The sequence below is a fragment of the Halorussus salinus genome (genome assembly GCF_004765815.2).
Classification (GTDB): domain Archaea; phylum Halobacteriota; class Halobacteria; order Halobacteriales; family Haladaptataceae; genus Halorussus; species Halorussus salinus.
Window position 1 is genome coordinate 313364 of the sequence record NZ_SBIS02000007.1, and the last position, 13434, is coordinate 326797.

Genomic DNA, 13434 nt, shown 5'->3' on the forward strand with positions numbered 1-13434 from the left:
GAGGGTTGGTGACACTGTGGCGAGAGGCCAACTCGCCGCCAGAGCCTCCGGCCCCGTCGGGACGCCGACCGGGAGACTGCTGCACGCTTCGCGCCCGAGCCGTCGGGCGCATCCACTTCTTGGGCGGATTCGGACTTTGTTATGTGGCGTCTGCCGGGGGAGTAGGGACCCGCTCGTCGGACCTCCTCGGAGTACAAATACCGCCTGACGCGGCCGTAAGCAGTGGTTACTCGGGAAAAGCAGTTTCCGCGACGAGTGACGGGTGACGAGTAACGAGCGGTCCGACGCCGAAACGTGTCGTCTCGCGCCGAATGGGGAGTGGGAGAGGGTGTGGGGAGAGTGGTGGTGTGCCGGGCGCGCGGTGTGGGAGGATGGGGAAGAGAGGCCGTCGATGCGCGCCCAGTCGGGGGTGTGAACGGGACCAACTTAAAAGTGCGTCAGACGGACGCCAGACGAAACGGGGGTTCGTCGCCCCGCCGTCCCGCGAACTCCTCGGTCGTTCCGGCCCGGTTCGTCTCGGTCCGGCGCGGTCCGTCTCGGTCCGGCGCGGTCGGGCCGGGGCCGACCGGTCGTCGCGTCCGGTTGCCGAGGAGCCTACTTTCAAGGGCGGTCGGACCGACTCGGGAGGTATGTACGGAACCGGCGTCCCGCTGATAACGCCCTTCGACGCGGACGGGGACCTCGACGAGAAGCGACTGCGCGAAGTGACTCGGTGGGTCGAAGACGGCGGCGTGGACTTCGTCGTCCCCTGCGGGTCGAACAGCGAGGCCGAACTGATGAGCGTCGAGGAGCGCACCCGCGTGGTCGAGGTGGTCGCCGACGAGACCGACCTGCCCATCGTCGCGGGCACCGGCCACCCCGGCCTGAAGGAGACGCTTCGCCAGACCGAACTCGCAGACGAGGCGGGTGCGGACGCCGCGCTGGTCGTGACGCCGTTCTACTACGAGTACGACGACGACGAACTGGAAGCCTACTATCGGGAGGTCGCCGACGAGAGTCCGATTCCGGTCTATCTCTACAGCGTACCGGCCTACACGGGCGTCGCCCTCGACCCGGAAGTCGTCGGGCGACTCGCCGGACACGACAACGTGGCCGGGATGAAGGATTCGAGCGGCGACATCGAGCGGTTCCAGCGCGAGCGCCGCCTGACCGACGACGAGGAGTTCGACCTGTTCGTCGGGAGCGGGAGCGTCTACGCCCACGCGCTCGCGTCGGGCGGCGACGGCGGTATCCTCGGACTGGCGAACGTCGCGCCCGAGCGCGCCAGCGAAATCTTCAAACTCCATCAGGCGGGCGACGACACCGCGGCCCGGCAACTCAACGCCGAGTTGGTCGAACTCAACCGTGCCGTGACCTCGCGATTCGGCGTGCCGGGCGCGAAGGCCGCGATGGCCGAACGCGGCGTCGATGCGGGCCACCCGCGCAAGCCCCACCGCGAAGTGAGCGACGACGTGCGCGAGGAAATCGTGGAACTGGTCGAGGCGATGACGCCGTAGCGAGTGCGAACGCTCGACCGACCGCCGGAACGCGCTTATCCGACCGAACCACCGGAACGCGCTTATCCGACCGAACCACCGGAACGCGCTCGATTTCACGGACGACGGTTTGGGTGGACTGAAAGGGGCCGGTCGCTGGCGGGCCGACGGCCCGTGGTCGTCTGAGCGACCCCTCTCCGGAGTGAACGAAGTGAACGGCGGAGATGTCGCTCAGCGACCGCCAGCGACCGGGGGCTTTCTAAGCCCTCACTGTGGTCTTCCCGACGGTCGTTTTCGAATCAGTTCCGATTCACCTCCCAGCTCAGAAACAAAAACGGCTACTCACTCGCTCTTCGAGAGCGTCTGCAACACGCCGCTGACGAACGGCCGCGGGTCGTCCAGTCGCAGGAAGTCGAAGCGGGGTTGCCGGACCACCGACTCGCCGATTTCCAGCGCGGTCTCGCCGAGTCCGGGGCGCTCGACGTACGGCGATTCGTCGCTGAGTACGCTGGCCAGATAGCCCAGTTCGCCGTACAGCAGGTGGCTCCCGACGCCCAACTCGAAGTCGGGGTCGATTTCGTCCCGCCTGCCCTGCGACTGGAGCCAGTAGTACAGCGGGAAGTCCGCGCCCGCCCGCACCGTCGAGGGGAGCGACTGCCACATCCGAGGGTTGATTTCGGTCAGGTAGTACTCGCCGGTCTCGGCGTGTTCCATGTACTCGATGCAGGCGAGACCGTGCCAGTCGAGTTCGCCCAGCAGGTCGCGGGCGACCGATTCGAGGTCCGGGTCGTACATCGACTCCCGGTAGACGCCGCCGCCGCCGGTGTAGGAGTTCCCTCGAATCTGGCGGTGCTGGAACGTGGCGACCGGGTCGCCCTCGTCGTACAGCGCCGCGAACATGTACTCGTCGCTGGCGGGGACGAACTCCTGCACTATCGGCACGTGGTTCATCGCCGCGACCAACTCGTCGCGGTCCGGCTCCTCGTCGGGACGGACGTGCGTGACGTGGTTGACCTCCTCGCACTCGTCGGGGGCGTGGGTATCGACGTACCGGTCGGCCAGCAGATTGTACCGGGACTTGACGATGTGGTCGCCCGACCACTCCTCGACGGCGTCCAGCGGCCGGGTCTCGGGCACCGGCGCGCCCGCCGCCTCGGCGGCTTCCGCAAGTTTCACCCGGTCGTGGACCCGCTCCAGCGTCTCTATTGGCGGCACCTCGACCGCGGCGCGCTCGGCGAACTCGTCGCGGTAGCGCGACAGCAGGTAGGCGTCGTACTCCCGAATCGGAATCACGGCCGCCACGTCGTCGCGCGCCGCGAGGTCCACCAGCGCGTCCTTGTACGCCAGCAGGTCGTCGTCCGGCGAGGGGAGTCGCGCCGTCTCGTCGCAGAACCGCGAGGAGAACACCGGCACGTGGTCGTGTTCGGAGGCCGCGAGGGTGCGGACTCCTCGGCGATGCAACGACCGCAGGCAGGGGTAGCTGTAGGGTGCGACGCCCGTCGGAATCAGCACCGACGGCGCGTCGTCGCGGACCGGGGGCATATCTCCCGATTGGCAGGCCGCGCGTTTTAGTATGTGCTGGCAACGCAGTTTCGCGAACGGCGTAGGGCGGTCCTGTCGGAGCGTCCGGTCGGAGTAGGCGTCGATTGGGCGGTGGCGCTCGGCCACACGCACCATCGTTTCAATTGTTCGGAGACACGTTTAGAGTCTCTTTATATTTTCTTCAGCAATCTTCGTATCTTTCTTCGGGGTCTCGGCGGCTGGCCGACGGGTCCCCCGCGACGAGCGAGACTTTTTGCCCCCTGCGCCCCGAGTCGGAGTCGTGCGAGAGTACGCCTTCGAGTTGGCGCTGTGCGCGCACCTCGAAGCCCGCGAGGAGGCCGTCGTCGCCCGCCAAATCGGCGGGGGCGTCCGCGCGCCGTCGAACCGCGTCCTCGACGTGCTGTGCGTCGAACCCGGCCCGGAGATGGACGCGCGGGCCGCGCTGACGCCCGCGAGGATACCCGACGCGGCCATCGAGAGCGACGTGGGCGTCGGCCGAGCGCGCGACCCGGTGGACGCCATCGACGCCCGGCCGGAGCGCGCCCGGAGCGTCGCCGACCGGGCGGTCGAACTCGGCTTCTTCGAGCGCGCGGTCGGCGGTGGCGTCCGCCAAACTGCCCGCTACCCCGACGAGTGGTTCGACCGACTCGTCGCCGTCGAGAACAAGCCCGACCTCGGCGACCCCGGCGACCTCCAACTGCAACTTCGGAAGGACGCGAGCCTCGCGCTCGCCGACGCGGTTCTCCTCGCCACCGAGAGCTACGTCACCGGCGCGCACCTCAACCGCATCCCCGAGGAGGTCGGCGTCTGGCGCTTCGACCCCGAGACGGGCGACCGGGAGGTGGTCCGCGAACCCACCCCGCTCGACGCCGACGACTGGGGCGTCGAACTCCTCGACGAACATCCGCTCCGGACCGACGTGGCCCCGGTTCCACCCGAAGCGAAGGCCCGCCAGCGCCGCCAGATGGCCGAGCGCGCCTACGGCAAGGGGTGGCGGCCCAACGCATTCCCGGCCTGCGCCGAGGTCGAGGCGGTCGCCCGCGAGGGAAGCGAGGGGCTACCCTTCTGCCACTGGAAAGGGCGGGTCGTCAACCCCGCGCGCTGTGGGCCGGACTGTCCGGGCCACGACCCCGCCGAACCTCCCGCGGTGGACCCCGACGAGGCGCGGGACGGGCGGACGCCGTGGGTCGCGGACCCCGAGGGGAGAGCCAGACGGCAGTCGGGATTAGACCAGTTCGGGTGAGCAACGAGTACGGTCGTTTCGACGGAGAACGATACCTACAGCGAGTCGTACTCGCGTTTCAGTTTCGTGACCACATCCTCGCCGCGATAGAGAGCGATGGCCTCTTCGTAGAACGTGTCGGCGACCACGTCGGAGAGCGCCCGCTCGGCGTTTCTGTCCTTGATAACGATTCCAACGCGGTCGTAATCGAACGCCCCGAGCAGTTGGACGGCACGGCCACCGAGTGCCGGGTCGGTTCGCTTGACCTCGTCTTGGGGCACGCGTTCGAGTTTGGCGATTCGCTCGTGTGCGCGGTCGATAAGTTCGCTCGCTCGCGGTCCGTCGTGGATTCGTAGTCCTTCGTCCATCGCGGGGAGTCGCATCATCCAGTCTTCGCGCCGGGCGACGTAGAGCCAATCTCCTCGTCCGTACTCGTCGGCGTCATCGCGTTTCAGTTCCGCCGCCACTCGCTCGGTTAGATACAGCGTCTTGTCGTTTTCAGTCACGTACTCCACGACGGCTTCTCGCTTCTCGTTCCCGGACCGCCCGACCATACTGAGAAAGCTGGTGTCGGAAACGAGCGCGTCGGGGAGGTCCCCGAGCGGCGGGGTCGCTACGAGCGCGGGAGTATCGGTTCCGCTCATGACTGTCTACTCGTCTGTCTCCGACGCTTCCCGGACGTAGGCGGCGTCCGTCGTGTCGAGGCCGTGAACGTCGATGTCGGAAGCGGTCAACACGGGGTCCGCGTCACCCAACAGACCGACGATTCCCTCCAGCGCGATGGTGATAGTAATCGCCTCGACTTCCGGGAGGTCGAGTTCTCTGGCGACGCCGCGGCGCGTCAGGTCGCCGTTCAGATACGCGACGGTGCCAGCGACTGCGGCACCGAGTTTGGTGTACCCGTTGCGGTCGATGAACGTGTCGATGTCCTCGTCGACCGCTCGCGCTCCCGCGGCCGCGATGACCGTCGGCGTGACGGTGAACTGTTCGTCTGCCCCGGTCGTCACGGTGAAGATAACCGGGTCGGTCGTCAACTGCTTCTTGCGGCCGCTGTCGCTCACGTTCTCGACCAAGCCAGTCTCTTCGAGTTCGGTGACGAACTTCGAGGCCGAACTCGGCGACATCTCCAGTCGTGAGTCGAGTTCACTTACGGTCGTCGGTTGGTTGAGGAGAACGTCGGTGTAGACGCGAGCGCGACCCGAATCTCTCACGAGGTCGCTTGCGACGAAGAACTCCCGGAAAGCGTTCTCGCCTTCGTGGAGGTCGTCCGTCATGTCGTGAAGTTTGGCACCCATCGTAGTACACATTTCATGAAATGTGTAGAAAAGAGTTTTGGTGGTCGTTTCCGGAGTGTCCACCATCTGTCGGCGGCTAGTATACTTCGTTACGTCGGGTTTTCGTTCGACGCGAGGTTCAGACGACTCCTCGATAGCGACGACGGAGAAATATTTCAGTACCACCACCGTAGGGATGCACATGTACGACCGGATTCTGGTGCCGACCGACGGGAGCGAACAGCACGCGGTGGTCACGCAGGCGATGAACCTCGCGGAACTCGCCGACGCCACGGTCCACGCGCTCTACGTCGTGGACGAGCGCGCGCTGGATTACCAGCCCTCCGAATCCGGGCGCGAGGAGACCCGCGACGCGCGCCGCGAGGAGGGCGAGGAGGCCACCCGCCACGTCGCCGAGGCGGGCGAGGACCGCGGCGTCGAGGTCGTCACCGCAATCGAGGAGGGCAAGCCCGCCGAAACCATCGTCGAGTACGCCGACGACGAGGACGTAGACGTGGTGGTGATGGGTACCCACGGCCGGTCGGGCGTGGACCGCTACGTCCTCGGGAGCGTGACCGAGCAGGTCGTCCGGACCAGCGAGGTCCCGGTGTTGACGGTCAACCTCGCGCGCCAGCGCCGGGCGGTCCGCGACGGCGAGACCGCAGTCGAACGCGCGAGGCAGGTCCTCGCCGACGAGGGCCACGAGGTCGCCGACGTGCCCGAGGACCCCTACCGGGAGAGCAACACGTGGCTCGTCCGGGTCGAGACCGAAGACGGCCAGACGTTCAACGTCCACATCGACGCCGAATCCGGCGAGGCGCGACTCGCCCGCATCGGGACGTAGGCCGAACGTGGTGCGGTTCGCGGGAGGCGGTCGTCACGCTTCTTCGCTCGCCACCGCTCGGTCGTAGAGTTTCACCATCTCGTTGACGAACGCCAACTTCAGCGCCATCGACAGCGCCGTGAAGAAGGCAGTCCGAGCGGGTCGCCGCCGAATCGCCGCGTAAATCGCCCAGAGAAACGCCGGGGCGCTGGCGACATTCAGCAGGTTCGCCCGGCCCGCGTCGGCACCCTGCACCCACAGTCGCTCGCCGCGGACACCGCGCGTCATCCAACTGTCGTCGGCCTCGGGACCCGGCTTCGGGAAGAGAATCGGGTTGACGACGACGAACGCCACCGTTGCGGCCAAAAGCCTCCAGTTCCGCGCGTAGATGGCGTACATCAGCAGGGGTGCGGTCGGTAAGCGTGTCCACCCCGACGCCGGGTTCTCGTGGCGTTCCCAGAACTCCGCGTCGGCGAGGCGTCGCCGGAGGACGCCGAACATGGCGTCGAATACTGCGGGAGAACACAAAATACTCACGTCGGAGTCCCAACAGCTCCGGCCGAGTAACCGCGTCCTAACCAGTAGCGGTAAACCGACCAACACCGATACCACCATCCATGCAATCGACCGCCCGACGGCCGCTCGCCGTCGCGTTAGCCGTGTTGTGTTGTCTCTCGATGGCAGTCCCCGCCGTGGCCGTCACGGACGGGGCAGTCACGACCGACTCGCGCTCGGTCGCGCTCGCCCAGAACGAGACGACTGCCAGCGATTCCGACGCGCCCAATTCCTGCGTCGGGACGATGACCGCGCCCGCGAACGGGACGACCGTCATCAGCGTGCAAGGGTTCAAATTCGGCGAGAACGGCGGCAAGCGCCCGGCGAAACTCGTCGGCGTCGGCCCGAGCGGCGAAATCGAGTGGGTCCACCAGAGCGCCGAGAAGTACGGCGTGGTCTGGGGCTACGACGTGGACCCGATGGACAACGGGAACATCTTCGTGACCGCGACTGTGAAGGGCCACAAGACGTTGGTCTACGAGTTCGACCCCGAGACCCAAGAGCGCGTCTGGGCGAAGACCTTCGACCTCGGCGACACGCACGACGCCGACCTCATCAACAACGGGACCGAGATTCTGCTGGCGAACATGCGCAACTACAACGCTTCCGCGGAGCGCAACGACGACCGCATCTTCGTCTACAACCGCACCACCGAAGAAATCGAGTGGGAGTGGCGCTTCGACGACCACTACGACCCCCAAAACCTCGAGGAGAACTACACCGACGACTGGACCCACGTCAACGACGTGGACAAAATAGGGGAGGGACTGTATCTGGCCTCACCCCGGAACTTCGACCAAGCCATCGTCGTGAACCGCTCCACGAACGACATCGTAATGAAACTCGGCGAGGACGGCAACAAAGACATCCTCGCCGAACAGCACAATCCGGACTACCTCGAAAGCGAGAACGGCACGCCGACCCTCCTCGTGGGCGACAGCGAGAACGACCGCATCGTGGAGTACGCAAACCCTGATGGAGACTTGACGGACGGCGACGGCTGGACCCGGACGTGGACCCTGACGGGCGACCTGAACTGGCCCCGCGACGCCGACCGACTCCCGAGCGGCAACACCCTCGTCACCGACTCCAGCAACCACCGCGTGCTGGAAGTGACCCCCGACGGCGAGGTCGTCTGGGAGTTCTACGCGCCGTGGCTGGTGTACGACGCCGCCCGCATCCCCGCGGGCGAACACGGCGGTCCGACGATGACCGACCTGAACGAGACCGGCACGGTCGAACTCCGCGGCGACAGCGACATCCACGAGGACCGGACCTCGCTTCGGAACTGCCACGCCACCTTGGAGCAGATTACCGGCCGCGCCGACGGCGGGTCGCCGACCGGCGATGGAACCGGTACCGACGAGACCGGCGCGGACGGGACGACCGCTCAGAGCGCGATGGACGACGAGTCCGGCGGGGACGACGCCGGAGCGGACGCGACCGGCGACGGGACCGAGACCCAACCGGAACCGATGGGCGACTCGACCGGCGTCCCCGGATTCGGCGCGCTCGCGGCGCTCGGGGGACTGCTCGTCGCGCTCGGCATCGGCGTCCGTCGCCGCCGCTAGAACCGAAATTCGCGTCGTCTTCTACAGCCGATACTGCTCGCCATCCACGGCGAGCGGTTCGGCGAACGCCTCGTCGGCGGGATAGAAGTGCGAGACGTGGACCAGTCGCGTCTCCGCGGCGTCCAACTCGTCGCCGAGGGCGAGCGCGCCCTCGCGGGTCATGTGTTTCGTGCCGAACGTTCGGGGGACGCCCTCCTCGTCGTGGTGGTCGCCCCCGAGCGGGTGGTGGTGACAGAGGTGGGCTGGCACGAGTCCGTCGGCCAGCAGGAGGTCGGCGTCGGCCAACTCGTCGCGGCTCTCGTCGGGAACCGCGTAGTTCGTGTCGCCGGTCAGCGAGAGCTTCGCACCGGTCTCGGGGTCCTCGACAGCGACGCCGTAGCAGAGCATCGGCGGGTGTTCGACCGGCACCAGCGTCACCTCGAACCCGCAGGTCTCGAACGGTTCGAGGGGCGCGTGGTCGTGGACCGTCACCCGGTCCAAGTAGTCGTACTTCGAGCGAATCGTGTCGGCGACGCTCTCGTCGGTCAGGGGGTCTACTTCGTCAGCCGCGTGGACCGGCAAGTCGTCGAACAGCCTGTAGGCGTTGCCCAGTCCGTCCAAGTGGTCGAAGTGGATGTGAGTGATGATGGCTTCGTCGGGCAGGCCGACCTCGTGCGTGAGAAACTGGTGGCGGAAGTCGGGGCTGGCGTCTATCAACAGCGCCTCGTCGGTGCGCTCGTTGCGGACGTGGACGGAGAACCGGGAGCGTTCGACGCCGCCGCTCGCGTCGATACCGCGTTCGCGCAGTCGCCGACGCGTGGCGTCGCCCGGATTGCGGGCCTCCCGACAGGTGTCGCAGTCGCAGTCCGGCGTGGGCGTGCCGGTCGTGTCGCCCGTTCCGAGGAGGGTGACCTGCATTCGGTTCGGAGTAGTCGCTTGGGGTACAAAGCTTTCCGGGACGCGGCGGCGAAAGTGAAAGATGCAAGCCCGTGCGACAATCTCCGTCCGAACCCCGTGATGGGGGAGTTCACAGCCAACCGAAGGCCGTGGCCGTCGCGAGGAGGCAGGTGAGAATCGTCGCGACGTTCGCGGCGATTCGGAGCCACCTCCTCGCTTCCTCGGACGAAGGAATGGGCTTACTGGAGGTCATCGGAACCTCCAGTAGTCTAATTAGTCATTTTAGACTTGTATTTTTCTATTCGAATATTCGAGCGAACGAACACGTAGCCGGTGGGAACATTTATAAATATAGCAGAAGTATCACCTGATGGGCTTACTGGAGGTCGGCCGCAGTGTAACTGCTGCGGCTCCTTCGGATTTCGATTCTCGTAGTCGCCTCTACGCCGTTTGGACGATAGATACGAAAACGAGTTGTCTCAGTGGTCGTGGCTGTGGCCGCCGTCGGCGCTCGCGCCGCTCGACTCGGAGATGTCGCCGCCAGCGACCAGCGCGTCGTGGTCGCCCTCTATCATGTCGAGGTCCTTGAGGTTGTCCCGCTCCTCGAAGTCCTTGATGGCGTCCACGAAGTCCTCCTGCGTGAGCGCGGTGCGCTCCTCGGTCAGGGCGTCCAACACCGCCTCCCGGAGGACCATCCGGAGGTCGCTCCCGGTCAGACCCTCGGTCTCCTCGGCCAACTCGTCGGGGTCGAAGTCCACGATGTCCATCGGCCGGGTGATGAGTCGCAGGATGTCCGAGCGCATCCCCTCGTCGGGCTTCGGGAAGTTGACGATCTCGTCGAAGCGCCGCCACGCCGCGGCGTCGAGTTGGTCGGGGTGGTTGGTCGCGCCGATGAGGAGTACGTCGTCCTGAATCAGGCTGATGTTGTCGATGGACTTCAGGAGGGTGTTGACCGCGCGCTTGATGGCGGCGTGTTCGTCGCTCGCGCGGGTCTTGGCCACGAAGTCGAACTCGTCCATGAAGAGGATGCAGGGCGAGAGTCGCTTGGCGACCTCGAAGACCTTCTCGACGTTCTTGGCGGTCTCGCCGAGGTACTGGCTGGTAATCATCGAGAGTTTGACCTCCACGAACGGCAGGTCCAAATCGTAGGCCAGCGCCCGAGCGGTCGAGGTCTTGCCAGTCCCCGGCGGCCCGACGAACAGGAGCTTCCCGATTTCGCGCAGGCCGATTTGGGCCAGATACTCCCGATGCTCGATGGCCTTCACTATCTTGTGAATCTCGGCCTCTTGGTCCTTGGTCAGCACGAGGTCGTCCAGCGTGGTCTCTATCTCCTCGGGCGCGCGGATGTCCACGAGGTCCAGCATCTCCTCTTCCTCCTCGTCGGCGAAGTACTGGGCCAGCAGGCCGTCTATCCACGCGCGGTCGGCCTGCACGGGGCGGTTGGCCTCGCGGGCCGCCTCGTAGTCGGCCCCGTCTACCTCGTCTCCGAACGCGTAGGCCAGCACGGGGTTGTGGAGGACGCGCTCGTCGGCCCTGTCGAGGAACCACTCCTCGGCCATCTCCCGCTGGGTCAGTTCGAGCGCCCCGGAGAACTCGTCGCGGTCGCTGAACATGAGTTCCGAAATCGCGCTCCACGGGTTCTCGACGCCCGTCGCTCGCCGGGCGGTGTCGATGGTCGCCCGAATCGGGCGCTCGATGCCCAGCGGCGAGTCGTCGCTCCCCGGCCGGTCCGGGCCGGTATCGGTAGCCCCGTCGGGCCAGAACACCTGTCGGTAGCGCGGGGGAAGGTCGTTCTCGTCTAGCTCTCGGTTGTCGTTGTAGAGGCTCGCAGTGAGCAGAAACTCGACGACATCCAGTGCCGCGTCGCTCATTCCCCGGAGTTTTGACGCCAAAGGTGCTTAAGCGCGTCGAAGGCCGCGTCGGTCTCGGTAGTAGCCACGACGACCGGTCGAGAGCGCCCTCAGTTCCCGGTCGCGTTCTCGTCGACGTAGATGACGGTCGTGCTGATGACACAGCCGCTGTCGTGGAGGTACCGCTGGACCTCGTATCGCTCGTAGCCGTCCACGTACTGCTGGATGTCCCCGGCATTGTCGTACTCCTCCGAGCAGGTGTCGGCCTCGCCGAGCGCGATGACGACGGGCGGCTTCTGGCCGTCGTTCAGTTCCTGCTGGACGAGTTCCGGTTCGTTCACGCTGTCGGTCTCCGCGCCGAAGACTTCCATGTACCACGCGAAGGGGAGTCGGGCGAACCAGCCGTCGCCCGCGGGCGGCGCGTCGTGGGTCGAGGGGTCGGGCGCGTAGAGGTTGTCGCCGTCGAAGTTGGGGTCGTCGCCGTAGTACAGCACGTCCACGCCCTCGTTCGAGTTCGCGGCGTCCCGAATCTCGTGGAGGACGGGCTTCATCTCGCTGGACGACTGGGCGTACTGGACCAGTTCGTTCTCCTCGCTCTGGGCGTCGAGATAGGAGGTCCCGACCGCCGTCGCGCCGACCTGCCCCACGACGAGCAACAGGACCAGCGCGGCCGCCGTCGCCGACACTGCGTCGCCGTCGGTCACGCTCTCGAAGCCGAGGCGACCGACTAACGCGAGGCCGACCGCGGCGGGAATCGCCAGCGGCACTATCATGTGGATAACCTCCCACGGGAAGGGGTTGTCCACGATGACGGGGTAGCCCAGCACGCTCGAAAAGCCCCAGTAGGCCGCGAACGACACCACGTCGTTCGGGCGCTCGCCGGTGTAGCGGTCCACGACGAACCCGATGATGGAGAACGCGAGGAGAACGATAGCGCCCGACTCAAGCACCGGCCACATCGCCGTCAGCGCCCCGAGGTACGACTCGGTGTTGCCCTCGCCCCACTGGCCGAGGAAGGCGTTCCACGACCCGAGGGTCGCGTGGCCGATTACCGCGGGCAGGAGCGCGGGATTGCCCAGCGCCTCGTAGAGGCCCGGCACGTCCAAGCCGGGGATGCGGTCGGTGTTTCGCGGCGCGTAGAAGAACACCACGATGGCGAAGAACTCGAAGACCGCGAGCGTGAGGTAGGGCCACCAATCGGAGAGTCCTCGCGCGGTCGTCCGGAGTCGGTCGAGGACGACCGTCAGCAGGCCGCGCTCCCCGGCGCGCTGGACGAACAGCCGGTGGTCCCACAGCAGGGCCGTGGCTCCGAGCCAGCAGACCGGGTAGACCAGCGCGTTCTCCTTGGTCGTGAACGCCAGTGCGAACGACGCGGTTCCAGCATAGAGAAAAACAGGGCGCTGGTGGTCGTACGCGCGGACGAAGAAGCCGAACGCCAACAGCATGAACCCGGCCAGCAGGAGGTCGTTGCGGTAGAACCGCGAGTAGTAGAGCAGGACGGGATTGAACGCCAGCAGGAGCGCGAGCGCGACGGTCTCCGAATCCCGCAACCGCTGGCGGAACAGGAGCCCCCCGAGCGGGAGGAGTCCCCCGATCAACGCGACGATAAAGCGCATCGTAAAGTCGGAGGCCCCGAACACCGAGAAGAGGTGGCCGTCCACGATGGTGAGGAACGGGCCGTGGACGATGGGTCGGTACTCGTAGACGCCGTTCTCCATGAACCGATACGCCCAGTAGGCGACGCGGGCCTCGTCTTGGTGGGCCACGCGCGCCCCGAGCATCACGAACCGCGCGAGGAGTGCCACCACGGCGATTCCGGCCACAACCAGTTGGGTCCGGGAGGCGTAGCCCGTCAGCGTCTCGCGGGTGTCGGAGGTCGAGACGCCGGTGTCGGAGGTTTCGGTTTGCGATGCCATCGTTTAGGTTTCAGTGCCTCGTGTCTGCGTGGGGCGGAGGGCGAGCGTTCTGCGGGCGACGCGAGCCGAGGTAGTCATTGGACAGTTATAGCCGCGGGTTCGGACAAATAGTTTCTGGACCGATGCGTTTCTGGGGTGGCTTCGTTGGCGGGTATTCTCGAACAAGTGCTATTAGCAGGGCCGCGACTACGAACCGCACTGTTGCCGACGCCAAGGAGTCACCGCGACCGCACCGCCCCGCACCACGACAACCACGTCCTCCCCAACCGCCTGCGGTCCTCACTACGTTGCGGTCCTCGGCCCTCGCACGGGACGGGGCGCACGAGAGCG

At 66.4% G+C, this 13434-nt stretch carries 12 protein-coding genes; 4 read left to right on the forward strand and 8 right to left on the reverse strand.

The annotated features are described in order from the left end of the window. The first annotated feature begins 629 nt into the window (after positions 1 to 629). On the forward strand, positions 630 to 1496 hold the full coding sequence (locus EPL00_RS15160; protein WP_135853580.1) for a dihydrodipicolinate synthase family protein: 867 nt from the start codon (positions 630 to 632) through the stop codon (positions 1494 to 1496). A 321-nt stretch (positions 1497 to 1817) separates the two neighbouring features. Here the strand turns inward: EPL00_RS15160 and EPL00_RS15165 are convergent, their stop codons facing one another. Then, the gene (locus tag EPL00_RS15165) at positions 1818 to 3017 is read right to left on the reverse strand and encodes a carboxylate--amine ligase (protein WP_135853579.1); all 1200 of its coding nucleotides are present in this window, start codon (positions 3015 to 3017) and stop codon (positions 1818 to 1820) included. 280 nt (positions 3018 to 3297) lie between these two features. Here EPL00_RS15165 and EPL00_RS15170 point away from each other — a divergent pair, with 280 nt between their 5' ends. After that, positions 3298 to 4260, forward strand: coding sequence for a DUF5787 family protein (locus EPL00_RS15170; RefSeq protein WP_135853578.1), 963 nt, complete (start codon positions 3298 to 3300; stop codon positions 4258 to 4260). Between the two features lie 35 nt (positions 4261 to 4295). Here EPL00_RS15170 and EPL00_RS15175 read toward each other — a convergent pair whose 3' ends face one another. Then, a complete protein-coding gene (locus EPL00_RS15175) occupies positions 4296 to 4883 on the reverse strand; it encodes a hypothetical protein (RefSeq protein ID WP_135853577.1) in 588 nt (195 codons plus the stop codon). A 6-nt stretch (positions 4884 to 4889) separates the two neighbouring features. Beyond that, positions 4890 to 5534, reverse strand: coding sequence for a winged helix-turn-helix domain-containing protein (locus EPL00_RS15180; protein ID WP_162224236.1), 645 nt, complete (start codon positions 5532 to 5534; stop codon positions 4890 to 4892). A gap of 181 nt (positions 5535 to 5715) precedes the next feature. On the opposite strand from EPL00_RS15180, the gene EPL00_RS15185 reads away from it, so the two are divergent. Further along, positions 5716 to 6357, forward strand: coding sequence for a universal stress protein (locus EPL00_RS15185; RefSeq protein WP_135853575.1), 642 nt, complete (start codon positions 5716 to 5718; stop codon positions 6355 to 6357). A gap of 33 nt (positions 6358 to 6390) precedes the next feature. Here EPL00_RS15185 and EPL00_RS15190 read toward each other — a convergent pair whose 3' ends face one another. Next, positions 6391 to 6837 (reverse strand): DUF6653 family protein, encoded by a 447-nt coding sequence (locus EPL00_RS15190; RefSeq protein WP_135853574.1) that lies wholly within the window; start codon positions 6835 to 6837, stop codon positions 6391 to 6393. 116 nt (positions 6838 to 6953) lie between these two features. Here EPL00_RS15190 and EPL00_RS15195 point away from each other — a divergent pair, with 116 nt between their 5' ends. Next, positions 6954 to 8462 carry an arylsulfotransferase family protein gene (locus EPL00_RS15195; RefSeq protein WP_135853573.1) on the forward strand — a complete coding sequence of 503 codons (1509 nt, stop codon included), beginning with the start codon at positions 6954 to 6956 and terminating at the stop codon, positions 8460 to 8462. 21 nt (positions 8463 to 8483) lie between these two features. Here the strand turns inward: EPL00_RS15195 and EPL00_RS15200 are convergent, their stop codons facing one another. From EPL00_RS15200 to EPL00_RS15210, 4 genes are all read right to left on the reverse strand, one after another. Then, positions 8484 to 9359 (reverse strand): MBL fold metallo-hydrolase, encoded by an 876-nt coding sequence (locus EPL00_RS15200; RefSeq protein ID WP_135853572.1) that lies wholly within the window; start codon positions 9357 to 9359, stop codon positions 8484 to 8486. Between the two features lie 109 nt (positions 9360 to 9468). Further along, positions 9469 to 9591 carry a hypothetical protein gene (locus tag EPL00_RS24085; protein WP_274381002.1) on the reverse strand — a complete coding sequence of 41 codons (123 nt, stop codon included), beginning with the start codon at positions 9589 to 9591 and terminating at the stop codon, positions 9469 to 9471. Between the two features lie 226 nt (positions 9592 to 9817). Then, positions 9818 to 11209 carry an ATP-binding protein gene (locus EPL00_RS15205; protein ID WP_135853571.1) on the reverse strand — a complete coding sequence of 464 codons (1392 nt, stop codon included), beginning with the start codon at positions 11207 to 11209 and terminating at the stop codon, positions 9818 to 9820. 89 nt (positions 11210 to 11298) lie between these two features. Further along, a complete protein-coding gene (locus tag EPL00_RS15210) occupies positions 11299 to 13104 on the reverse strand; it encodes a flippase activity-associated protein Agl23 (RefSeq protein ID WP_135853570.1) in 1806 nt (601 codons plus the stop codon). Positions 13105 to 13434: the final 330 nt, after the last annotated feature.

Bases quoted from the DNA above. Each gene is read 5' to 3' on its own strand.
- EPL00_RS15160 (WP_135853580.1), top strand. From the start codon at position 630: ATGTACGGAACCGGCGTCCCGCTGATAACGCCCTTCGACGCGGACGGG.
- EPL00_RS15165 (WP_135853579.1), bottom strand. From the start codon at position 3,017: ATGCCCCCGGTCCGCGACGACGCGCCGTCGGTGCTGATTCCGACGGGC.
- EPL00_RS15175 (WP_135853577.1), bottom strand. From the start codon at position 4,883: ATGAGCGGAACCGATACTCCCGCGCTCGTAGCGACCCCGCCGCTCGGG.
- EPL00_RS15180 (WP_162224236.1), bottom strand. From the start codon at position 5,534: ATGGGTGCCAAACTTCACGACATGACGGACGACCTCCACGAAGGCGAG.
- EPL00_RS15185 (WP_135853575.1), top strand. From the start codon at position 5,716: ATGTACGACCGGATTCTGGTGCCGACCGACGGGAGCGAACAGCACGCG.
- EPL00_RS15190 (WP_135853574.1), bottom strand. From the start codon at position 6,837: ATGTTCGGCGTCCTCCGGCGACGCCTCGCCGACGCGGAGTTCTGGGAA.
- EPL00_RS15195 (WP_135853573.1), top strand. From the start codon at position 6,954: ATGCAATCGACCGCCCGACGGCCGCTCGCCGTCGCGTTAGCCGTGTTG.
- EPL00_RS15200 (WP_135853572.1), bottom strand. From the start codon at position 9,359: ATGCAGGTCACCCTCCTCGGAACGGGCGACACGACCGGCACGCCCACG.
- EPL00_RS24085 (WP_274381002.1), bottom strand. From the start codon at position 9,591: ATGACCTCCAGTAAGCCCATTCCTTCGTCCGAGGAAGCGAGGAGGTGG.
- EPL00_RS15205 (WP_135853571.1), bottom strand. From the start codon at position 11,209: ATGAGCGACGCGGCACTGGATGTCGTCGAGTTTCTGCTCACTGCGAGC.
- EPL00_RS15210 (WP_135853570.1), bottom strand. From the start codon at position 13,104: ATGGCATCGCAAACCGAAACCTCCGACACCGGCGTCTCGACCTCCGAC.